At 68.1% G+C, this 20,922-nt stretch carries 25 protein-coding genes and 1 pseudogene; 14 read left to right on the forward strand and 12 right to left on the reverse strand.

Annotated features, from left to right (window positions below; all coding sequences use genetic code 11):
- The first annotated feature begins 288 nt into the window (after nucleotides 1-288).
- Genes purC through KY493_RS11090 form a run of 3 tightly spaced genes read left to right on the forward strand, consistent with a single transcriptional unit; the run spans nucleotide 289 to nucleotide 1,768 of the window.
- Complete coding sequence (gene purC, locus KY493_RS11080) at nucleotides 289-1,047, forward strand: phosphoribosylaminoimidazolesuccinocarboxamide synthase (protein WP_219896399.1); 759 nt, start codon at nucleotides 289-291, stop codon at nucleotides 1,045-1,047.
- On the forward strand, nucleotides 1,047-1,283 hold the full coding sequence (purS, locus tag KY493_RS11085; RefSeq protein WP_219896400.1) for a phosphoribosylformylglycinamidine synthase subunit PurS: 237 nt from the start codon (nucleotides 1,047-1,049) through the stop codon (nucleotides 1,281-1,283). Before purC ends, purS begins: the two co-directional genes overlap by 1 nt.
- The gene (locus KY493_RS11090) at nucleotides 1,283-1,768 is read left to right on the forward strand and encodes a YbhB/YbcL family Raf kinase inhibitor-like protein (protein WP_219896401.1); all 486 of its coding nucleotides are present in this window, start codon (nucleotides 1,283-1,285) and stop codon (nucleotides 1,766-1,768) included. The genes purS and KY493_RS11090 overlap by 1 nt, the downstream gene beginning before the upstream one ends.
- Before the next feature lie 77 nt (nucleotides 1,769-1,845).
- On the opposite strand, the gene KY493_RS11095 is transcribed toward KY493_RS11090, so the two are convergent.
- Nucleotides 1,846-2,964: an alpha/beta hydrolase gene (locus tag KY493_RS11095; RefSeq protein ID WP_219896402.1), complete on the reverse strand. Its 1,119-nt coding sequence runs from the start codon at nucleotides 2,962-2,964 to the stop codon at nucleotides 1,846-1,848.
- A 165-nt stretch (nucleotides 2,965-3,129) separates the two neighbouring features.
- On the opposite strand from KY493_RS11095, the gene KY493_RS11100 reads away from it, so the two are divergent.
- Genes KY493_RS11100 through KY493_RS11110 form a run of 3 tightly spaced genes read left to right on the forward strand, consistent with a single transcriptional unit; the run spans nucleotide 3,130 to nucleotide 5,900 of the window.
- On the forward strand, nucleotides 3,130-4,365 hold the full coding sequence (locus KY493_RS11100; RefSeq protein ID WP_219896403.1) for an MFS transporter: 1,236 nt from the start codon (nucleotides 3,130-3,132) through the stop codon (nucleotides 4,363-4,365).
- A gap of 10 nt (nucleotides 4,366-4,375) precedes the next feature.
- The gene (purQ, locus tag KY493_RS11105; RefSeq protein WP_219896404.1) at nucleotides 4,376-5,038 is read left to right on the forward strand and encodes a phosphoribosylformylglycinamidine synthase subunit PurQ; all 663 of its coding nucleotides are present in this window, start codon (nucleotides 4,376-4,378) and stop codon (nucleotides 5,036-5,038) included.
- Between the two features lie 31 nt (nucleotides 5,039-5,069).
- Nucleotides 5,070-5,900 (forward strand): hypothetical protein, encoded by an 831-nt coding sequence (locus tag KY493_RS11110; protein ID WP_255567867.1) that lies wholly within the window; start codon nucleotides 5,070-5,072, stop codon nucleotides 5,898-5,900.
- A gap of 6 nt (nucleotides 5,901-5,906) precedes the next feature.
- On the opposite strand, the gene KY493_RS11115 is transcribed toward KY493_RS11110, so the two are convergent.
- Complete coding sequence (locus tag KY493_RS11115) at nucleotides 5,907-6,200, reverse strand: hypothetical protein (RefSeq protein ID WP_219896405.1); 294 nt, start codon at nucleotides 6,198-6,200, stop codon at nucleotides 5,907-5,909.
- Nucleotides 6,201-6,332: 132 nt separating this feature from the next.
- Here KY493_RS11115 and KY493_RS11120 point away from each other — a divergent pair, with 132 nt between their 5' ends.
- The gene (locus KY493_RS11120) at nucleotides 6,333-7,133 is read left to right on the forward strand and encodes a hypothetical protein (RefSeq protein ID WP_219896406.1); all 801 of its coding nucleotides are present in this window, start codon (nucleotides 6,333-6,335) and stop codon (nucleotides 7,131-7,133) included.
- Between the two features lie 9 nt (nucleotides 7,134-7,142).
- Here KY493_RS11120 and KY493_RS11125 read toward each other — a convergent pair whose 3' ends face one another.
- Genes KY493_RS11125 through KY493_RS11140 form a run of 4 tightly spaced genes read right to left on the reverse strand, consistent with a single transcriptional unit; the run spans nucleotide 7,143 to nucleotide 8,258 of the window.
- Nucleotides 7,143-7,406, reverse strand: coding sequence for a Tat pathway signal protein (locus KY493_RS11125; RefSeq protein WP_219896407.1), 264 nt, complete (start codon nucleotides 7,404-7,406; stop codon nucleotides 7,143-7,145).
- Nucleotides 7,406-7,555 carry a hypothetical protein gene (locus KY493_RS11130; RefSeq protein ID WP_219896408.1) on the reverse strand — a complete coding sequence of 50 codons (150 nt, stop codon included), beginning with the start codon at nucleotides 7,553-7,555 and terminating at the stop codon, nucleotides 7,406-7,408. Before KY493_RS11130 ends, KY493_RS11125 begins: the two co-directional genes overlap by 1 nt.
- Nucleotides 7,556-7,611: 56 nt before the next feature.
- Complete coding sequence (locus KY493_RS11135; RefSeq protein ID WP_219896409.1) at nucleotides 7,612-7,998, reverse strand: type II toxin-antitoxin system VapC family toxin; 387 nt, start codon at nucleotides 7,996-7,998, stop codon at nucleotides 7,612-7,614.
- Nucleotides 7,998-8,258, reverse strand: a complete 261-nt coding sequence (locus KY493_RS11140; RefSeq protein WP_219896410.1) for a type II toxin-antitoxin system VapB family antitoxin — start codon at nucleotides 8,256-8,258, stop codon at nucleotides 7,998-8,000. Before KY493_RS11140 ends, KY493_RS11135 begins: the two co-directional genes overlap by 1 nt.
- A gap of 67 nt (nucleotides 8,259-8,325) precedes the next feature.
- Here KY493_RS11140 and purL point away from each other — a divergent pair, with 67 nt between their 5' ends.
- A complete protein-coding gene (purL, locus tag KY493_RS11145; protein WP_219896411.1) occupies nucleotides 8,326-10,536 on the forward strand; it encodes a phosphoribosylformylglycinamidine synthase subunit PurL in 2,211 nt (736 codons plus the stop codon).
- A 173-nt stretch (nucleotides 10,537-10,709) separates the two neighbouring features.
- On the opposite strand, the gene KY493_RS11150 is transcribed toward purL, so the two are convergent.
- Nucleotides 10,710-11,090 (reverse strand): endonuclease domain-containing protein, encoded by a 381-nt coding sequence (locus tag KY493_RS11150; protein ID WP_370627378.1) that lies wholly within the window; start codon nucleotides 11,088-11,090, stop codon nucleotides 10,710-10,712.
- Nucleotides 11,076-12,941 (reverse strand): annotated as a pseudogene (gene recQ, locus KY493_RS11155) (DNA helicase RecQ); the annotation flags it as partial. The gene KY493_RS11150 and the pseudogene recQ, both read right to left, overlap by 15 nt.
- An 81-nt stretch (nucleotides 12,942-13,022) precedes the next feature.
- Here recQ and KY493_RS11160 point away from each other — a divergent pair.
- Genes KY493_RS11160 through KY493_RS11175 form a run of 4 tightly spaced genes read left to right on the forward strand, consistent with a single transcriptional unit; the run spans nucleotide 13,023 to nucleotide 15,089 of the window.
- Entirely contained in the window at nucleotides 13,023-13,568 is a 546-nt protein-coding gene (locus tag KY493_RS11160; RefSeq protein ID WP_219896412.1) for a 5-formyltetrahydrofolate cyclo-ligase, read from the forward strand.
- Between the two features lie 46 nt (nucleotides 13,569-13,614).
- Complete coding sequence (vapB, locus tag KY493_RS11165; RefSeq protein WP_219896413.1) at nucleotides 13,615-13,848, forward strand: type II toxin-antitoxin system VapB family antitoxin; 234 nt, start codon at nucleotides 13,615-13,617, stop codon at nucleotides 13,846-13,848.
- Nucleotides 13,849-14,268 (forward strand): type II toxin-antitoxin system VapC family toxin, encoded by a 420-nt coding sequence (locus KY493_RS11170; RefSeq protein ID WP_219896414.1) that lies wholly within the window; start codon nucleotides 13,849-13,851, stop codon nucleotides 14,266-14,268. It begins immediately after the preceding gene.
- Nucleotides 14,265-15,089, forward strand: coding sequence for a TIGR00282 family metallophosphoesterase (locus tag KY493_RS11175; RefSeq protein WP_219896415.1), 825 nt, complete (start codon nucleotides 14,265-14,267; stop codon nucleotides 15,087-15,089). Before KY493_RS11170 ends, KY493_RS11175 begins: the two co-directional genes overlap by 4 nt.
- Here KY493_RS11175 and KY493_RS11180 read toward each other — a convergent pair.
- The 4 genes from KY493_RS11180 to KY493_RS11195 all read right to left on the reverse strand — a co-directional run bounded on the left by KY493_RS11180 (nucleotide 15,086) and on the right by KY493_RS11195 (nucleotide 19,681).
- Entirely contained in the window at nucleotides 15,086-16,690 is a 1,605-nt protein-coding gene (locus KY493_RS11180) for an alkaline phosphatase (protein WP_255567868.1), read from the reverse strand. The genes KY493_RS11175 and KY493_RS11180 overlap by 4 nt on opposite strands.
- A gap of 204 nt (nucleotides 16,691-16,894) precedes the next feature.
- The gene (locus KY493_RS11185; protein ID WP_219896416.1) at nucleotides 16,895-17,992 is read right to left on the reverse strand and encodes a GTP-binding protein; all 1,098 of its coding nucleotides are present in this window, start codon (nucleotides 17,990-17,992) and stop codon (nucleotides 16,895-16,897) included.
- A gap of 42 nt (nucleotides 17,993-18,034) precedes the next feature.
- A complete protein-coding gene (locus tag KY493_RS11190; RefSeq protein WP_255567869.1) occupies nucleotides 18,035-18,901 on the reverse strand; it encodes a cation diffusion facilitator family transporter in 867 nt (288 codons plus the stop codon).
- 120 nt (nucleotides 18,902-19,021) lie between these two features.
- Nucleotides 19,022-19,681, reverse strand: coding sequence for a hypothetical protein (locus KY493_RS11195; RefSeq protein WP_219896418.1), 660 nt, complete (start codon nucleotides 19,679-19,681; stop codon nucleotides 19,022-19,024).
- Between the two features lie 176 nt (nucleotides 19,682-19,857).
- Here KY493_RS11195 and rplU point away from each other — a divergent pair, with 176 nt between their 5' ends.
- The gene (gene rplU, locus KY493_RS11200; protein WP_219896419.1) at nucleotides 19,858-20,424 is read left to right on the forward strand and encodes a 50S ribosomal protein L21; all 567 of its coding nucleotides are present in this window, start codon (nucleotides 19,858-19,860) and stop codon (nucleotides 20,422-20,424) included.
- 95 nt (nucleotides 20,425-20,519) lie between these two features.
- Complete coding sequence (gene rpmA / locus KY493_RS11205) at nucleotides 20,520-20,807, forward strand: 50S ribosomal protein L27 (protein ID WP_219896420.1); 288 nt, start codon at nucleotides 20,520-20,522, stop codon at nucleotides 20,805-20,807.
- Nucleotides 20,808-20,922 lie beyond the last annotated feature (115 nt).

The following is a 20,922-nucleotide window of genomic DNA, read 5'->3' on the forward strand; positions in this document are numbered from 1 at the left end:
CACAATCCGGGTCAAAACCGGAACAAGCGCCGTCTATAGCCCGCCCTCGCCCGAACGCAACCGGACTTACGTCGGGTGAAGCCCATGTGTCACAGGCAAGCACGGACCGGGTGCCTGCGTCCCTGTCATTTGTGCTGGGGCGCGGCTTCGGCTAAGGAACCGCGACAGGTCCAACGCCCGCCCGGCCGGTTCTTCAGACGCGTCTTCCCTCATGGCCTCGCGGCCTCGGGCGGCGCGATTTTTGTTTCCGGCGGGCGACAATCCCCAAGGCCCGTCCGGGACAGACTGATGAACACCAAGCGCAAGAAGCTCTACGAGGGCAAGGCCAAGATCCTGTACGAGGGCCCCGAGCCCGGCACCCTGATCCAGTACTTCAAGGACGACGCCACCGCCTTCAACGCCCAGAAGAAGGCGACGCTGGAAGGCAAGGGCGTCATCAACAACCAGATCAGCGAGTTCGTCATGTCGCGCCTGAACGGCATCGGCGTGACCAACCACTTCATCAAGCGCCTGAACCTGCGCGAGCAGCTGATCCGCGAAGTCGAGATCATTCCGCTGGAGGTCGTCTGCCGCAACATCGTCGCCGGCTCGATGAGCCAGCGCCTGGGCATCGAGGAAGGCACGCCCCTGCCCCGCTCGATCATCGAGTTCTACTACAAGAAGGACGAGCTCAACGACCCGATGGTGACGGAAGAGCACATCACCGCCTTCAACTGGGCCTCGACGCAGGAACTGGACGACATCCTGGCCATGACCGTGCGGGTCAACGACTATCTGTCGGGCATGTTCGGCGCGGTCGGCATCACCCTGGTGGACTTCAAGATCGAGTTCGGCCGCATCTGGGAGAACGACTTCGCCCGCGTCATCCTGGCCGACGAGATCAGCCCGGACTCGTGCCGCCTGTGGGACTCCACCACCGGCGAGAAGCTGGACAAGGACCGCTTCCGCCGCGACCTGGGCAACGTCATCGAAAGCTACACCGAGGTCGCCCGGCGCCTGGGCATCATGAAGGGCATGCCGACGGTGATCCAGGGGGGACTGCACTGATGAGCAAGATCAAGGTTCACGTCTTTCTCAAGCCCGGCGTGCTCGACGTGCAGGGCAAGGCGGTCGAAGGCGCATTGCACGGCCTGGGCTGGACCGGCGTGGCCAACGCTCGCGTCGGCAAGCTGATCGAGTTCGACCTCGACGGCGTCGAGGACCCGCAGGCCGAGGCCAAGAAGATGTGCGAGCAGCTGCTCGCCAACACGGTGATCGAAAGCTACCGTATCGAGGTTGCGTGATGACCTTCACCCTCACCTCCAACGACATCTCAGACGGCGGCGTGCTGCCGGACGCGCAGGTCAAGGCCAAGGGCGATGCGTCGCCGCACCTGTCCTGGTCGGGCGCGCCGGAGGGGACCAAGTCCTACGCCGTCACCGGCTATGATCCCGATGCGCCGACCGGATCGGGCTTCTGGCACTGGACGGTGGCCAACATTCCGTCGGACGTGAGCGAGCTTGCGACCGGCGCGGGGTCCCCGGGCGGGCATCTGCCGATGGCGGCGGTGCAGGGGCGCACCGATTACGGCCAGGCCGGCTTCGGCGGCGCGGCGCCGCCTCCGGGGCACGGGCCGCATCGCTACATCTTCACCGTCTTCGCGGTGGACGTGGAGAGGCTGGAGGTCACCGCAGACGATTCAGGCGCCGTGTTCGGCTTCAACCTGCACTTCCATACGCTGGCCAAGGCCTCGATCACCGCGACCTACGAAGACACCGGCGAGGGCTGAGCCCGACGCCGCGCAGGAAAAAGGGCCGGCGGAGCGATCCGCCGGCCCTTCTCTGATTCAGGCGATCGCCCTGACGATCAGCGCATCAGCGACTGGCGCACCAAGCCGAACGACCACTGCTGGGCGTCGTAGGCGTCGCGCACCACGTCGGCCATCGAGAAGAACTCGTGCACCGCGCCTTCGTAGTTGCGGCGCTGGACCTGGACGCCGGCGTTGCGCAGCGCGGTCTCGAGCGTCGCGCCGTCGTCGCGCAGCGGATCGATGTCGGCGTTGACGATGATCACCGGCGGCAGGCCGCGCAGATTGGCGCCCACCAGGTTGTAGCGCGGGTCCTGCTGGAAGGCCGGCGACGGCAGGGCGTACTGGCCGAACCAGCCGAGCGTCGCGGTGCGCAGCGGCAGGCTGGCGGTGTTCATCTGCTTGGCCGGCAGCTGCGGGTCGCCGTTGGCGATCGGATAGACCGACAGGATGCTCTTGGGCTGGGTCCAGCCCATGTCGCGCGCCGAGATGGCGACGTTCATGGCCAGGTTGCCGCCCGCGGACTCGCCGGCCAGGGCGATGTTGTTCGGGTTGCCGCCCCACGACGCGGCGTTCTGCAGCACCCATTGATAGGCGGCGTTGGCGTCTTCGTGCGCGGCCGGGACCTTGTTTTCAGGACCCTTGCGGTATTCCACCGACACCACGATGGCGTTGAGGTTGCGCGCCATCGAACGCGGCGTCGCGTCATAGACGTTGATGTCGGCGATCACCCAGCCGCCGCCGTGATAGTAGACCACCACCGGCAGGTTAGATCCCGTCGCGTTCGCGGGCTTGTAGACGCGCACCGGCTGGGTCGTCCCGCCGGTCGGATAGGTCAGGTCCCGCGTGGTCACCGTGGCGTCCGGCGCGGTCGGCATGTTGCGCATCTGCTTGACCTTCATCACCGCGTCCGCGGGCGAAGGCTGGGTGCGGGCCTGCTGCACCGTGAGGCTTTCGATCGGCTTGGCGCCGAGCGCGGCGTGCGCGTCCAGCACCGCCTGCATGTCGGCGTCGGGACGACCGCTCATGCCCATCGGAGCGGCGGGCGACGGCATCGGCGCGACCGGCGTCGCCATCGGCGAGGAGCCCTCGCCCATCATCGGCATCGAGGAGCAGGCGGCCAGGGTGGCGCCCAGGGCGACAGAAGCGGCAAGGGCCGCCAGCGGTTTGATCTGCATGGTGTTTGTTCCGGTAGAGGTTCGGGCGGAAGAACCTCCGACAACCATTGTTGTTCCGAACGGCGTTGCATTTCGTGATGCGTGGCGGTGGCGACCATCATCTTGCGGCCACATGAACAGCGTTTAGGTAATCATCTCCCCATCGATCCCCATCCGAGGTGCAGCATGGCTGTCAGCGCGCTCCCGCCGTCTGCACAGGCGCCTTCCGATCCGCCGCCCCGCTCGGCCAAGGCCGTGCTGTTCGCCTTGGCGATGGGCGGCTTCGCCATCGGCACCACCGAGTTCGCCGCCATGGGCGTGCTGCCGGAGTTCGCGCGCGGCCTGGGCATCGACGAGCCGACGGCCGGGCATGTCATCAGCGCCTATGCGCTGGGCGTCGTGGCCGGCGCGCCGGTGCTGGCGGTGATGGGCGCGCGGATGTCGCGGCGGGTGCTGCTGATCGTGCTGATGGCGATGTTCGCGGTAGGCAACGGCCTGTCGGCGCTGGCTCCTACCTATGAGTGGATGCTGGCGTTCCGCTTTCTGGCCGGCGTGCCGCACGGGGCATATTTCGGCGTGGCCTCGCTGGTCGCGGCCGGCGTCGCGGAGCCCGGCAAGCGAAGCCAAGCGGTGTCGCGCGTGCTGCTGGGCCTGACGGTCGCCACCGTGGTCGGCGTGCCCTTCGCCGGCTTTGTCAGCCTGATCTTCGGCTGGCGCTGGACCTTCGCCATTGTCTCGGTGCTGGCGATCCTGACCATGGCGCTGGTCCATGCGCTGGCCCCACGCGATCCGCCGCAGCCGCAGGCAAGCCCATTGCGCGAACTCGGCGCCCTGGCCAACCGGCAGGTCTGGCTGACGCTGGGCGTCGGCGCGATCGGCTTTGGCGGCATGTTCGCCGTCTACGCCTATGTGGCCTCGACCCTGACGGCAGTGACGGGCGTGGGCGCCGAGGTGGTGCCCTGGGCGCTGGGCGTGTTCGGGCTCGGCATGGTAGCCGGCAACATCGCGGGCGGCGTCCTGGCCGATCGCTTCGGCATGCGCGCCGCCGCCATGTTGCTGATCTGGAGCGCCGCCTGGATGGCGCTTTATCCCATCGCGACGCCGGCCCTGTGGTCGATCCTGGTGGTGGTCTTCATGATCGGCGCAGGCGGCGGCCTGGGCACCGTGCTGCAGATGCGGCTGATGGACGTCGCCGGCGAGGCCCAGACCCTGGCGGCGGCCCTGAACCACTCGGCCTTCAACACCGCCAACGCCCTGGGTCCGTTCCTGGCCGGCGCGGCCATCGCCGCCGGATGGGGCCTGCCGTCCACTGGCGCAGTCGGCTGCGCGCTGACGCTCGGCGGGCTCGCGGTCTGGGGGATCGCGTGGCTGGATGGTCGCCGCGCGCCGCTCCTCGCTGACAAGGCCGTGCAACAGTGCTAGAGGGCCGCCCATGAGCGCCGCCGTCATCGTCTTTCCCGGTTCCAACTGCGACCGCGACTGCAAGGTCGCCGTCGAACGCTCCACCGGCGAGCCGGTGTCCATGATCTGGCACGCCGAGACCGAACTGCCGAAGGGCCTGGACCTGATCGTCATTCCCGGCGGCTTTTCTTACGGCGACTATCTGCGCTGCGGGGCCATGGCGGCGCAGTCGCCGGTGATGCAGGCGGTCAAGAAGGCGGCCGACGACGGCGTGGCCGTGGTCGGAGTCTGCAACGGCTTCCAGATCCTGTGCGAGGCCGGAATGCTGCCGGGCGCGCTGTTGCGCAACAAGGGCCTGAAGTACGTCTGCAAGCCCATCAGCCTGACGGTCGCCAACGGCCAGACCCGCTTCACCTCCGGCTATCAGGGCCAGCGCGAGGTGGTGATGACCCAAGGCAACGGCGACGGAAACTACTTCGCCGATCCCAAGGCCCTGGCCCGCATCGAAGGCGAGGGCCAGGTCGTGTTCCGCTACGTCGACAATCCGAACGGCTCGGCCAACGACATCGCGGGCCTGCAGAACGCACGCGGAAACGTGCTGGGCATGATGCCCCACCCGGACCGCGCCTTTGAAGCCGAACTCGGCTCCGCCGACGGCGCCGTCCTGTTCCAGAGCGTCATGGCGGCGGCTTGACCGCAACGGGTGGTTGAGGCTCACTCGCCTCATGAAGCGCTGGATTCCGTCTTTGCTGTTCGGCCTCGCCCTGGCCGCCATGCCTCCCGTCGGCTCCGCGCAAGAACCCGAGGCGTCGCCTGCGGCCGCGCAGGATTGGGACCTTGTACGCTCCGAAGACGCCGATCTCACGGTCGCCGCCGTGACGTTCGATAGCGGCGTGACGCTCGCGACCCGCTGCATGGCCGGTGTGTTCGATGTGCTGCTGATGAACCTGCCGCCGAGCGAACCGCGAGCGACGTCCCGCCAACTGGGGTTCGCCATCGGTGAAGACGGTGACCTCACCGAGCGGGTCTGGAGCCTGGGATCGCAGACCACCGCCATCAGCCGGGCGCCCGCCCCGCTTGCCAGAGAACTGGCCAAGGGCGGACGATTGCAGATCGCGCTTCCCGCCGCCGCTGGCGCACGGCGAACGCGATACGTCATGGACCTCGATCCCTCCAGCGCCGCCGTCGAGCAGACGCTGACGGCGTGTGGGAGACCGCTTGTGGACCCACGCGATCTCAGGATCGACGGCGACGGGGAGAACGGCTTGCCGCTGGGTCTCTCCTGGGATCGCCCGCCGCGCCCGGCCTTTCCAGGTCCGGTGAAGGGGCGCAGTCCGACCAGCGGCTACGCCACCCTGACTTGCGCCGCGCATGCGGACGGCAAGCTCGACGATTGCCAGATCGAAGCCGAACATCCCGCCGGCTTCAATCTGGGTCGTTCCGCCCTGAACGCCATGCCCCGCGCGCGGGTCAAAGTCAGCGACGAAGCCGGCGCCGCGGGCTATAATCCCGACGGTCGGTTGATCCTGTTCGTGGTCAACTTCGCCATGAGATGATGGGCGTCAGCCGCCGCCGATGCGCGACGTCTCCTCGTCATCGTCGGACAGGCCCTGCACGCCGGTGCTCTGGTTCAGCGCATCTTCGTCGCCCGCGTTGACGGAGACGCCGTTTTCCATCTCCTCGTCCTCGTCGGCGGTGCGGTCGCCGCCCGGGTCGCGTTGGGCGTTCAGTTCACGCTCGCCGACGCCCAGACCCTGTTCACGGCCGCGGGTCGCGTCGACCTCATTCGGCTGGAAGCCGTCGGGGTTCAGGCCGGTCTGGTTGATGTCGCCCTGCGGGCTGGTGACGTCGGTCATGGCCGATCTCCTGTGTTCACTGCGATGATGGGTCAACCGGCGGGAGCAGCCGCGGGTTCCGGCTGAACCTTCGCGGAACTGAGGCGTAATGCAGGCCCGGCGCTCGACGCCGCAGCCGTTCCGGAGCCTCCCATGTCGTCCGTCGTCCGCCCCAGTCCGCAGCAGATGACGCGCCGCCTGGTGGTGCTGGCCGCCGCCGCCTTCGCCATCGTGGCGCCGGTGATTCAGATGGCGACGGGCTTCGGCCTGGATCAGGGCCAGTTCGCCGCCCAGGGCGACCGGACTCTGCGCGTGGCGGGTTACGCCTTCTCCATCTGGGGCCCGATCTATATCGGCATCCTGGCCTACGCCGTGCGCCAGGTCCTGCCGCAGACGGGCGAGAGCGACGCCATCCGGCGGTTCGCCCTGCCTTCGATCGTCGCCTTTGTCGGCATCGGCGCCTGGATCATCGCGGCGGCGTCGGATGCGCGGATCGCAACCCTGGTGCTGATCTTCACCAGCCTGATCGCGCTTCTGGTTCCGCTGGTGATGCATGGCGGCCTGATCCGCGCGCTTGCCAAGGGTGACCGGGATCGCTGGCTGGTCGCCTGGCCCCTGGGGCTGCTTGCCGGCTGGCTGACGGTCGCCGCGCCGCTGAACCTCATCACCGTGCTGACGGCGGAGAACGCCTTGCCGCCGGCCCTGGCGCCCACCGGCTGGGCGATGCTGGCGATCGTCGTCGTGGTCGCCCTGACCCTCTTCGTCACCGCCCGCACGCGCCTTTTGGCCTATCCGCTGCCGGTCGCCTGGGGGCTGCTGGGCGCCTTTGTGGCCGAGCAGGCGCGCAATCCGCTGCTGGGCTTCTTTGCGCTCGGCGCCGCGCTGCTGGTGCTGGTGGTGTCGCTGGTGCTGGTGTTCCAGCTGCGGCCGGGCGTCGAACGCCCGGCCGCCTGAAGCCGGTCGTCAGGGCCTGGACTGCTCCGGATCGTCCAGCTCGGGCTCGTCCTGCACATTGCGGCCTTCCGCGCCCACGTCAAACGCGCCCGGATCGTCGAAGCCGATGCTGCCGACGCCGGTCGCCTCGCCCGCCAGACGCTGCCGGCGGCTCTGCATCGCCTGATCGGCCGCCGAGGCGTCCATGGCGGCCGTTACCTCCGGATCGTTGGAGCGGCTCATCTGCTGCCCATCCGCCGGGGTCGGGGCGGTCTTGGCGGGAGTGTCGGCCATCACACGCCCTCCCCGTCCACGCCGTCTTCGTCGTCGGCTTCGTTCTGCGCTTCCTCGGCCATGCCGGAGGCGCCGACATCGTCGGCGGCGATGTCGGGGGCATTGTCGTCGTCCGGCGTCGCGGCCGGGTCGATGGGCTGATCGGTCATGGGGCTCTCCTTGGGGTGGGTTCAGAAGAACCGCCCGCCCCGCCCCGATGTTCCGATCAGGCGACCGCCACATCGGTCCGGGAGAAGTCGTCGCCCTTGAACAGCAGCGGCTCGCCCTTCGCCCGGCTCAGCGCATAGGCAAAGCAGTCGCCGTAGTTCAGCCGCGCCGCATGCCGCCCCTTGCCGAACCGCACAGTGGCCTCGCAGGCAATGCGCATCTGCTCGACGTCGACGGGAACAAGCGTGAGGCCGTAGTCGGAGATCAGATCATCCACAGTCGCCCGTTGGTCTGAACCGCGCCTTGTGCTGAGCGCCGACACCAATTCGAGAGCGTTGGAGACGCTCATCAAGCGGCTGCTGGCGGCGCGGATGCGCTCGTCAAAGAGCCGGGCTTCAGGCTCCATCATTTCGATGGCGAACAGCGCAGAAGTGTCGATGACCATCAGCGCGGCAGGCCGTGTTCGTCGTACATCTCATCCTCGATTTCTTGCAGGCTCTTGCCGTTGCCGGCGCCCCTAAGTTGGATGCGCGCAAACAGCGCCTCGCGCTTGCGCGCGCGCTCGGCGGCCGCGTCGTCGGCGTTCAGCTCCTTCCAGGTCCGGTCCAGCGCCATGTCGATGGCCTCGGTCAGGCCTACGCCCATCCGCTCCGCCACCGCCCGCGCCTTGCGCTCCGTCTCAACCCGCTTGATGCTGAGGCCCATTCTAGACGCTCCCGATTGCTGTCTAGAATATAGCCTATCGCCCGTTCACCGGCTAGAAGCGCGGGCCATGAGCGCTTCGCAAAAGACCATGGCCGAACTGGCCGCCGAATACGGCCTGGCCCCGAACGAATATCAGGTCGTGCTCGACCGCCTGGGGCGCGAGCCGAACCAGGTCGAGCTCGGCGTCTTCTCGGTGATGTGGTCCGAGCACTGCTCCTACAAGTCGTCCAAGATCCATCTGGGCAAGTTCCCGACGACGGGCGCGCGGGTGATCTGCGGCCCGGGCGAGAACGCCGGCGTCATCGACATCGACGACGGCGACGCCTGCATCTTCAAGATGGAGAGCCACAACCACCCCTCCTACATCGAGCCCTATCAGGGCGCGGCGACGGGCGTGGGCGGCATCATGCGCGACGTCTTCACCATGGGCGCGCGGCCGGTGGCCCTGCTGAACGCGCTGCGTTTCGGCGATCCTTCGCATGAGAAGACGCGGCGCCTAGTGTCCGGCGTGGTGTCGGGCATCGGCGGCTATGGCAACTGCGTGGGCGTGCCGACTGTCGGCGGCGAGACCAACTTCCACCGCGGCTACAACGGCAACATCCTGGTCAACGCCATGTGCGTGGGTCTGGCCAAGGCCGACAGCCTGTTCTACTCGGCCGCGCCGGCGCCCGGCCTGTCGGTGGTCTATTTTGGCTCCAAGACCGGCCGCGACGGCATCCATGGCGCCACCATGTCGTCGGCCGAATTCGACGATGAGTCCGAGTCGAAGCGCCCCACCGTCCAGGTCGGCGACCCCTTCGCCGAAAAGCTGCTGATCGAGGCGACGCTGGAGCTGATGGCCTCCGGCGCCGTCGCCGCCATCCAGGACATGGGCGCGGCCGGCCTGACCTCCTCCTCGGTCGAGATGGCCGGCAAGGGCGGCGTAGGCATCGAACTGAACATGGACGCCGTGCCGCAGCGCGAAGACGGCATGACGGCCTATGAGATGATGCTGTCGGAATCGCAGGAGCGGATGCTGGCGGTGCTGAAGCCGGGTCGCGAGGAAGACGGCCACCGCATCTTCCAGAAGTGGGGCCTGGACGCCGCCGTCATCGGCGTGACCACCGACACCGGCCGTCTGGTGCTGAAGCACCACGGCGAGACCGTCTGCGACGTGCCGCTGGCGCCCCTGTTCGACGACGCGCCGCTGTACGATCGCCCCTGGGTCCAGCCGGAGCTTCAGCTGAAGCTGGATCACTCGACCATCCCGGCGCCCGATAACTGGGCCGATGCGGTGATGAAGGTCGTCGCCTGTCCCGACATGGCGTCCAAGCGTTGGATCTGGGAACAGTACGACCGCCACGTCATGGCCGACACCCTGCAGGACTCGGCGACCGGCGCCGACGCCGGCGTGGTCCGCGTCCATGGCACGGACAAGGGCCTGGCCATGACCTCGGACGTCACGCCTCGCTACGTCCAGAACGACCCCTACGAGGGCGGCAAGCAGGCGGTGGCCGAGGCCTGGCGCAACCTGACGGCCGTCGGTTCGCGCCCCATCGCCATCACCGACAACCTGAACTTCGGCAATCCGCAACGGCCCGAGATCATGGGCCAGATCGTGCGCGCAATCGACGGCATGGCAGAGGCCTGCCGCGCCCTCGACTTTCCGGTCGTGAGCGGCAACGTGTCGCTCTACAACGAGACCAATGGCGTCGCCATTCCGCCGACTCCGACGGTGGGTGCGGTAGGCCTCCTGCCCAACTACGACGTCACCACCGGCTTCTCCACCATGGCCGATGGCGACGTGCTGGTCCTGATCGGCCACACCGAGGGCGCACTCGGGGCCTCGCTTTATCTCCGCGAAGTGCTGGGCCGCGAAGACGGCGCTCCGCCCCCGGTCGATTTGGCGCTGGAACGAAAGACCGGCGACTTCGTGCGTGACCTGATCGAAGCGGGCGAGCTGACGGTGGTTCACGACCTGTCCGACGGCGGCCTGATCGGCGCGGCCGCCGACCTGGCGCTGGCCTCCGACGTCGGCGTCACCCTGGACGCCACCAGCCCGACCCATGCCCACATCCTGCTGTTCGGAGAGGATCAGGGCCGCTACCTCGTCGCCCTGCCCGACCCTTCGCCCCTGATCGCCAAGGCGCAGGAAGCGGGCCTGCACGCCTCCGTCGTCGGCCGCGCCGGCGGCAAGGATTTCGCCTCTGGCTCCGAAGCCGGCGACCTGTTCCGCATCCCGCTGGAGCACCTGCGCGAATGGCACGAAGGCTGGCTGCCCAACTGGATCGAGGGCTGAACGGCGCAGCGCCGTAGGTTCTTCCCCCGCTTGTCGGGGGAAGTGTCAGGTCGTGGCGCGCAGCGACACGCCTGACGATGGGGGAAGTGTCCTCTTCAAGAAGACTCCCCTCATCGACCCTGGATCGGCTTCGCCGATCGACGGGCCACTTCTCCCGCACGCGGGAGAAGGTCTTAGCGGCGCGCCTCACGGGCGATGTAGTCGAGGACGCCAGGAAGATCGTTCATCACGGCACTGGCGGGGATGCGGAGGGTGCGGACGCCTTGTTTGAGCAGGAAGGCGTCGCGGTGCGCGTCTTTCGTGGCCTGTCCGGCGGAATGTGTCTGGCCGTCGATCTCGACCGCGAGTCTGGCCTCCGCGCAGTAGAAATCGAGCACATAGGGCGCAGCCGGATGCTGCCGGCGGAACTTGAGGCCATCGAGCTGCCGACCTTTCAACGCCTGCCATAGCTGGAGCTCGGGCAAGGTCATGTCGCGTCGCAGGTCCCTTGCGCGGTCCACAACATCGCTGGGACGATCCTCTGGGCCGTCCGCGCCTCCCAGCGCCTCCAACACCGCTCGACCATAGCGATCCAGCTTGGTCTGGCCGACGCCGGGGATGCGACCGAGGCGTGTGAGGTCGCCGGGTTCGGCGAGGGCGATCTCCAGCAGCGTCTTGTCCTGGAAGATGACGTAGGGCGGCACGCCCTGTTCGCCCGCGCGTTCGCGGCGCCAGGCGCGCAGGGTCTCGAAGCGAGCGCGGACATCCGTGTCCAGCGTCTCCAGCGCGGCGTTGCGGCCGTCGCGGGTGCGCTCGCGCGGGGCGGATGCGCCCGAGAAACGGGCAGTGGGTTTGCGCACCTCGATCCGGCGCTCGCCGCGATAGACCGCGCGGACCGCCTCAGGCTCGCCCAGGCGGATCAGCGGCTTGCCGTCATTGGGGTCTTCCAGCAACAAGCCCTCGAACAGCAGGTGATCGATCACGTCCCGCCAGGCGGGGGAGGCCGTGTCCTTGCCCACGCCCCAGGTGGACAGGCCGCTCTCCCAGGGCTGGACGTCCTTGGTCTTGCCCAGCAGGTGATCGATGATGCGGGTGCGGCCGAAACGCTCGCCGAGCCGATGCACGGCCGCCAGCGCCTTTTGCGCCGGCACGGTCGCGTCATAGAGGGCCGGCGGGTCGCCGCAGATGTCGCAGACGCCGCAGGGCGCCGCGTCCGCCTCTCCGAAGTAGCGACGCACGGCCTGGGGGCGGCAGGCGCCGCCGTCCAGCATGGCGAACAGCTGGCGCGCTTTCTTGACCTGAACCGCCTTGACCTCTTCGGGCATCGGCCGCGTATCGAGCCGGCGCAGCGACCAGGCGATGTCGGCAGGGCCGTACAGGGTGATGCCCTCGGCCGGCTCTCCGTCGCGGCCGGCGCGTCCGATCTCCTGCCAGTAAGCCTCGAGCGATCCCGGCGGATCGGCGTGGATGACGAAGCGGACATCGGCCTTGTCCACCCCCATGCCGAAGGCGATTGTGGCCACCATCACTGCGCCCTCCTCGGCCAGGAAGCGGGCGAGCCTGCGGTCGCGCTCGGCCGTCTCCATGCCGGCGTGATAGGCGATGGCGTTGGTTCCGGCGTCCCTCAGCGCCTGAGCCACGCGGTCGCAGCCGTCGCGGCTGCCGCAATAGACGACGCCGGAGCGGCCGCGCCGTTCGCGCACCAGTTCGATCACGCGGGCGTCCGTCCGGGCGCGCGACGCATTCTCCTTGCGCTCGGCCGACAGCTGCAGATTGGGCCGGGCGAAGCTGGCGACGAAGACCTCGGCGCCCTCCAGTCGCAGCGAGCGCACGATGTCCTCGCGCGTGCGGGCGTCCGCGGTGGCGGTGACGGCGATGCGAGGGACGCCTGGAAACAGCTCGGCCAGACGGCCCAGCGTGCGATAGTCCGGTCGGAAGTCGTGACCCCACTGCGAGACGCAGTGCGCCTCGTCGATGGCGATCAGGGACAGCGGCAGTTCCTGCAGCCGATCCAGCATGGCGCCCGACGCCAAGCCTTCCGGCGAGACATAGAGCAGGTCCAGCTCGCCCGCCCGCGCCTGTCGCCAGATGGCGGATCGGTCGTCCAGAGACACGCCGGAGTCCAGTCGCGCGGCGGCGACGCCGGCCTGCTTCAGCGCCTCCACCTGATCGGTCATCAGGGCGATCAACGGCGAGACCACCAGCCCCAGGCCGCGGCGCAGGATGGCGGGAATCTGGTAGCAGACGCTCTTGCCGCCGCCGGTCGGCAGCACCGCCAGCACGTCGCGCCCGGCCAGCACCTCGGCCACCACGTCGCCTTGCAGGCCGCGAAAGTCGCCGTGGCCCCAGACGCGGGACAACAGGGCGCGGGCCTCGGCCAGACCCGGCTGGGTCGGGGGCGAAAGGAGGCTCGAATCGGCAGGCATCGGAGGCTTGTGCCCGATCCGTTCCCTTAAGCGAAGCGCAGCCGTGCAGGATTTCCGCGCCGCGATGGTCTAGGAGGCCGCATGAGCGAAAAGCACCAGATGCGCGCGGCGATGCGGGCCTTGAGGAAGCAGCTGGCCGAAGCCGATCCGACGGCCGCCATGCGCGCCGCCGATCACGCCGGTGACCTGCCGCCTGGCGAGATGGTCGCGCTGTACCGTGCGATGGGATCGGAACTGGACCCAGAGCCGCTCGGCCGCGCCCTGATGGCGCAGGGCCGCCGCCTGTGCCTGCCAGTCGTTGTCGCGCGCGACGCCGCCATGATCTTCCGCGCCTGGTCGCCGGGCGAACCCTTGGAGATGGACCTTGCCAGCTGTCCCGCGCCGCTGCCGCTGACGGCGGAGGTCGAGCCGGACCTGATCGTCACGCCGCTGTTGGCGTTTGACGCGTTCGGCGGCCGTCTGGGGCAGGGCGGCGGCTACTACGACCGCACCTTTGCGGCGCGCCCGCAGGCGCTGCGGATCGGCTTCGGCTATGCGGGGCAGCGGTTCGAGCGGCTGAGGCTGGAGCTGCACGACATGCGGCTGAACGGAGTGTTGACTGAGGCGGGGTGGCGGGCGAACCACTAAGGGATATGTCTTGGACATATACGTCCGATCGACTATGGTGCTGGTCATGAACGCCCCGCTGAAAGCCACAGTCTTCAAGTCGAACCGCTCCCAGGCGGTGCGCTTGCCCAAGGCCGTCGCCTTTCCTGAAGACGTCAAGGAGTTGCGAGTCATAAAGGAAGGCAAAGGATTGCTGCTGGTGCCCGCAGACGCCGTGTGGGACGATTTTCTAAAGGAGCCTGGGATCGATATTCGGATCGCCGACGATCCCGTCGATGATGAAGTTGTGTCGTTCGACTAGGTGTACCTTCTGGATTCCGACATCTGCGTCAGGCTACTTCGCAATCGTCCTCCAGAGTTGGCAGAGCGGCTCAACGCCCATGCGAGCCGTCTTTTTACATCGGCTGTTGTTCAGCATGAGCTGATGCACGGCGCGATGATGTCTATGCGGCCCGACGTTCAGCGCGCCGCCGTGGAGGCGCTGTTGTCGCGCATGGTGGTTCTTGATTTCGACAGCGCCGCAGCGGATCACGCGGCGGACATCAAGGCCTCGTTGCAAAGGCGAGGGACGATGATCGGGGGCAACGACCTGCTGATCGCGGGCCATGCCCGAAGCCGTTCTCTGATCGTGGTGACCGGCAATCTACGTGAGTTCGGGCGGGTCGAAGGCCTGCGCTGTGAAGATTGGCCGGCGGGTCCGGCGGGACCTTATCTGACATGAGACTGGCCTTTTTTGGCGACGTGATCGGCAAGTCCGGGCGCGACGGGATCAGCGATCATCTGCCGGGGCTGAAGCGCGATCTGCGGCTCGACTTCGTGGTGGTGAACGCGGAAAATGCGGCGGGTGGGTTCGGCATTACCGAGAACACGGCGCGCGAGCTGTTCATGGCGGGGGCGGATTGCCTGACGCTGGGCAATCACAGCTGGGACCAGCGCGAGGCCCTGACCTATATCGTACGCGAGCCGCGGCTGATCCGGCCGTTGAACTATCCCCGCCTGATGGACGCGCCGGGCGCCGGGGCCAATCTGTTCGAGACGCAGAGCGGGCGCACCGTCCTGGTGATGAACGTGCTGGGTCGCGTTCACATGGACCCGATGGACGACCCGTTCAGCGCGGTGGAAAAGGAACTGGCGGCCTGTCCACTCGGCATGGCGGCCGATGCGATCATCGTCGACATGCACGCTGAGGTGACCAGCGAGAAGATGGCCATGGGCCATTTCTGCGACGGCCGCGCCAGCCTGGTGGTGGGCACCCACACCCATGTGCCGACGGCGGACGCGCAGATCCTTCCGGGCGGCACGGCCTATCAGACCGACGCCGGCGGCTGCTGCGACTATGACTCCGTCATCGGCAACGAAAAGGAAGAGCCGCTGCGCCGCTTCACCACCCGTTTGTCGGGGGGGCGCTACCAGCCGGCGTCGGGATCGGCGACGGTGTGCGGCGTCTTTGTCGAGACGGACGACCGCACCGGCCTGGCCAAGCGCGTCGAGCCGATCCGCGTCGGCGGTCGGCTGAAGCAGTCGGTGCCCGAGGTCGCCTAGGCGTCGACCAGGCGCGGGTCGCCAGAGGCGATCGCCAGGGTCTTGCGCGTCGACAGCACGCCGTCCTTTTCCGACACCTTGTCCAGCACCTTGAACTCTGTCTGCCAGCGTTCGGCCGTCACGTCGCAAACGACATAGCCGCGCTGGCTGTTGATGAACTTCAACTGCGGATTGGCGGCGAGGAAGCGAGGGGCGTCGGCGCGCTGGTCCGAGCCGTCGCCGCCGGAGGTGATGGAGGTCGAGACGAACTCGGTCGCGATCGGCCGGCCCTCCGGGTTGCGCCCGTCCAGGTGCAGCTCGCCGGCGAAGTTCTGGTGTTCGTCGCCGGTCAGGACCACGACGTTGTCGATGCGCTGGTCGCGGACGTGGCGCAGCAGGCGGTTGCGCGGGATGCGATACCCGGCCCAGCTGTCGGTGTTGACCCCCTCGCCGCCCGAAGTGTTGCGGTTCAGGTCCATGACCATGATCTGCTGGGCCAGCGCCTTCCAGCGCGCGCTGGAGCGGTCGAGATTCTGCATCAGCCACGCCTCCTGTGCCTGGCCCAGCACCTGGGCCTCATCGGCGTTGATGCCGGCGCAGTTGCTGTTGAACCGATCGTCGCAGGGCTGGTCGGTGCGGTATTGGCGGGTGTCCAGGAAGTTGACGTCCAGGAGGTCGCCATACTCCGCGCGACGGTACAGCTGCAGGGCCGAGCCGCGCGGGAAGGCGGCCTTTCGCATCGGCATGAACTCGTAGAAGGCCTGCATGGCGGCGGCGCGCCGCAGCAGGAACAGGTCGGGGTCGGTCCCGTCCTGATCGATATCGGTGACCCAGTTGTTGTCCACCTCGTGGTCGTCGAAGGTGCAGAACCAGGCGGCCGAGGCGCGCGAGGCCTGCAGGTCCGCGTCCATGGTGTACTGGGCGTAGCGGCGACGATAGTCGTCCAGGCTGTAGACCTCGCCGCCCAGGTGGACGCGGGTGTTGTCCTGAGGGCCGGATCCGCCCTGATAGATCGGATTGCCGCGCCCTTCGTAGATGTAGTCGCCGTAGAGGAAGATGAAGTCGAGATCCTCGGCCGCCAGCTTGCGGTGGGCGGTGTAGAAGCCGCTTTCATAAGCCTGGCAGCCGGCAACGCCGAAGCGCACGCGCGACAGGGGCGAGCCGACCACCGGCGCGGTCTTGGCTATGCCCACGCCGCTGCGCTCGTCGCCCGCGCGGAAGCGGTAGAAGTAGGGGCGGCCGGGCTCGAGGCCGGACACCTCGACGTGGACCGAGTGGCCGAGTTCGGGCCGCGCCACAGCCTCGCCCGAGCGCACCACGGTGCTGAAGCCGCGATCCGAGGCGACTTCCCACATCACCGCCACCGGGGCGCGCGGCATGCCCGCGCCGAACGCCAGCGGATCGGGCGCCAGCCGCGTCCAGATCACGAAGCCGTCCGGCAGCGGATCGCCCGCCGCCACGCCGAGGCGGAACGGGTTCACCTCAAATACAGGCTGAGCCAGGGCGGAGCCGGCGCCGGATAGGGCCAGGCCGCCGCCGAAGACGGTCAGCAGGCTACGGCGGGAAAGATCGAGGCGCATGGGGAACTCCGACAGGACCTGAAGCGCATAGCCCCCGATCATGACGCTGATGTTGCGCCCCCAACGCCCGCTGCGAGTCGCGGCGCCAAGACCTTCTCCCGCTTGCGGGAGAAGTGGCCCGTCGATCGGCGAAGCCGATCCAGGGTCGATGAGGGGAGTCTTTCGTAAGCAGGAGACTTCCCCCATCGTCAGGCGTGTCGCTGCGCTCCACGACCTGACACTTCCCCCGACAAGCGGGGGAAGATCTTACGCCGCGCAGGCCTCGAAGCCGCGGCGGAGGTCGGCTTCGTCGAGGTCGCGGCCGATGAAGACCGCGCGGCTCCAGCGGCGTTCGTTGACGCCCCAGGCGCGCTGCAGGTCGCCTTCCAGGATCATGTGCACGGCCTGGAACACCAGGCGGCGATCCTCGCCCTGAACGTCGATGATGCCCTTGGCGCGCAGGATGTTCTGGCCTTGCGAACCCAGCAGCATGTCCAGCCACTGGGTGAACTTCGCGCCGTCGATGGGCCGATCCAGCGACAGGGCGACGCCCTTGATGTCATCCTGGTGCGCATGGCCGCGCGCGCCGTGGTGACGGTGGGCGTGGTCATGATCGTGATGATCGTGCCCATGATCGTGGCCGCAGTGCTCGTCGTGGACGTGGCCGTCGGCGCCGTGCGGAGGGTTCACGAAGTCCGGCTTGACCTCGAGGATGCGGTCCAGGTCGAAGGCGTGGACGCCCAGCACGCTGTCCAGCGGCACGTTCGACCGCTCGGCCCGGGTGATCGGCGCCAGCGGGTTCAGCGCCCGCAGCCGCGCCTCGACCGCGTCCAGCGCCGCCTCGTCCACCAGATCGACCTTGTTCAGGATGATGCGGTCGGCGAAGGCCACCTGCTCGCGCGCCTCCTTGGAGTCGTCCAGCCGCGCCATCACGTGCTTGGCGTCGACCAGGGCGGTGACACTGTCCAGCTGGGTCTTGGCCTTGACGTCCTCGTCGACAAAGAAGGTCTGGGCCACCGGGCCGGGATCGGCCAGGCCGGTGGTCTCCACGATAATGGCGTCGAACGCCGGCTTTCCGGGGCGCTGGCGCTTCATCAGGCCGGAGACCACGCGGATCAGGTCGCCGCGCACCGTGCAGCAGACGCAGCCGTTGTTCATCTCGAACACGTCCTCGTCGGCGCCGACCACCAGGTCGTTGTCGATGCCGATTTCGCCGAACTCGTTGACGATCACGGCGTAACGCTTGCCGTGATCCTCGGTCAGGATGCGGTTCAGCAGCGTCGTCTTGCCAGCCCCGAGATAGCCGGTCAGGACGGTGACGGGGATCTTGGCTTGGGCGGGCGTGCTGGAGGTCGTGTCGGTCATGCGCCGCTAGATGGCGGCTCCGGCCCGGCTTGGAAAGGGCCTCTAGCAGCCGGGACAGTCCGCCAGCGGCGCGGTCTCGAGCTGCAGCGTCGTGTGACGGATGCCGAAGCGATCCCGCATCAGCCTTTGCGCCTCGACCAGCAGGGCGTCGGCGTCGGGCCGGTCGTGGACGATATGCGCCGTCAGCGCCGTCTCGGTCGTGGACAGGCCCCAGACATGCAGGTCGTGCAGGGCCGAAACCCCCGGCAGCGCCACCAGCGCGCCCTCGATCTCGCGCACCGCCATGCCGCTGGGCGCGCCGTCCATGGCCAGGTTCACCGAGTCCTTCAGCAGCCCCCAGGTCCCCCACAGGATCACGGCCACGATGACGACGGACACCAGCGGATCGACGATCGACCAGCCGGTCAGCAGGATCACCCCGCCCGCGATCACCACGCCCACCGACACGGCGGCGTCGGCCATCATGTGCAGATAGGCGCCGCGCGCATTCAGGTCGTGCTGATCCTTCATAAACAGGAGCGCGGTGCCCAGGTTGATGACGAAGCCGACCGCCGCCACCCCCATGATCAGGCCGGACGCCACCGGCGCGGGCTCGGCCAGCCGCCGGACCGCCTCGAATGCGATGGCCCCACAGGCGAAGATCAGCAAAAGCGCGTTGCCCAGCGCCGCCAGCACGGTGGCCTTGCCGAAACCATAGGTCCGCCGGCCTCCCGCCGCCCCATGCGCGCCCTTGCGCGCCAGCCAGGCCGCGCCGCCGGCCATGGCCAGGCCCAGCACGTCCGACAGATTGTGACCCGCATCGGCCATCAGGGCGGTCGAGCCGCTGACGATCCCCGCCCCGAACTCGCAGGCGACAAAGGCGAGATTGACGATCAGCCCGACGCCATAGCGCCAATCGCCGGTATCCACCGGCCCGTGCGCATGGCCGTGATGACCATGGTGATGATGGCCGTGCCCATCATGGTGGTGGTGATGGTCGTGCGCATGGTCATGGTCGTGGAGTGCGGGGTCGTGAGCCATGCCCAAAGCCTAGTGCTGGTGAAGCGCCACGAGAAGCCCAAGGCCGATCAGGGCCAGGCCCAGCACGGCCCCTTCATAGCGTGCCCACCGCTCTAGCCGCAGGATCGAGGCCCCGGCGCCCGCCAGCGCCGTGAACACCACCATGCCCAGCACGGTGCCCAGCGCGAACACCGCCGTCAGCGCCGTCAGCACGCCCAGCCCCTCGGTCGCCGACGACAGATAGATGGGCAGCAGCACCTCGCCCGGCGACAGCGCCATCAGGGCGATCAGTCCCAAGAGGGCCGTGCGATCGACGACCCGGGGTTCAGGCGCGTCCAGCGCCGGACCGCTGGCCACGGCGGTGCGCTTCAGCATGGCGCGCGACAGGTAAAAGGCGCCGAACAGGAACAGCAGCACCGCCGAGAGGTGCGGCAACAGACCCTCGACCCACTGATCCAGCGCAAGACCCGCGGCGACGATCAAGGACCCGATCACGGCCGTCGAGCCGATGTGAGCCAGACCGGCCAGGACGGCGGCGCCCAGCGTCCGGCTGGTCCGCCACCCCTGCGCCCGACCGACCAGGACGAACGGCAGCCAGTGGGTCGGCAGGGCCGCGTGCAGAAAGGCGGCCGCGAAGCCTCCGCCCAAAAGGGACAGCAGGACAGGTTGTTCAAGATCGGCCGGCGACATGCGCGCCCTATAGCGTGTTACTTTGTAACGGTCGAGCCCCTTTGATCGTCCGGCGCCTTCAGCCGGCGCGCCTTTCGCGTTGACTCAACGCCCACGATCCGTATATGTCGCCGCCTCTTCGCCCGCGGGTCCTACCGGCGGGCGCATTCTTTTTTGCGTTTGCGCTGAGGCTTAACATGTACGCGGTGATCAAGACCGGCGGCAAGCAGTACCGGGTCCAACCGGGCGACACCATCGTCGTGGAGAAGCTCGAGGGCGACGCCGGCGCCGAACTGACGCTGGGCAGCGTGCTGATGCTGGGCGGCGACAACGGCGTGACCCTGGGCGCGCCGCTGATCGAGGGCGCCACTGTCGCGGCCACCCTGATCGAAACCCGTAAGGGCGAGAAGATCAAGGTCTTCAAGAAGATCCGCCGCCAGGGCTATCGTCGCACCAATGGCCACCGCCAGCAGGAGTCGGTGCTTCGCATCACCGGCATCGACGGCGCCGGTGAAAGCGCCAAGTGGGACGGTCAGGTCGAACTGCTGACCAAGGCCGAAATCAACGCCCGCGCTCGCGGCCTGGCTGCGCGCGGCGACGTCGCCGCCTCGTCCGACCTGGGCTCGACCGAAACGGTCGTGACCGACGTCGACGGCGCCAACGTCGAAGCCACGGTGGTCGAAAGCTCCGCTCCGGCCAAGAAGGCTCCGGCCCGCAAGAAGGCCGCCGCCAAAACGACGCAAGCCTCGGGCGACGAAGCCTAAGCGAATTCGATGGGCGCCGGATCGGCGTCTGGTGTGTTAGATTGATCGGCGTCGCGCTTCCCCGCTGAAGCGCCGCCAGGGAACGGAGCAGCAAGATGGCTCACAAGAAATCCGGTGGTTCGTCGCGCAACGGTCGCGACTCCGAGTCGAAGCGCCTTGGCGTGAAGAAGTTCGGCGGCGAGCGCGTGCTGGCCGGCAACATCCTCGTGCGTCAGCGCGGCACCACCTTCCACCCGGGCGTGAACGTCGGCCTGGGCCGCGACCACACCCTGTTCGCCCTGACCCAAGGCGCGGTGCAGTTCACCACCAAACGTGGCGGCCGTTGTTACGTATCGATCCTTGCGGCCAACGACGCCGCCGCCCAGGCGATCGCCGCCGAGTAACGCCAGCCGATTGATCCCGGATCGCGTTGCTCCTCGTCGAAGCAGCCGATCCGGACCAAGGGAAATATTCCGCGGGGAGTCTGGATCACCAGGCTCCCCGTTCGCGTTTCCCCGC

The organism is Brevundimonas sp. PAMC22021, from assembly GCF_019443405.1.
Taxonomy (GTDB): Bacteria; Pseudomonadota; Alphaproteobacteria; order Caulobacterales; family Caulobacteraceae; genus Brevundimonas.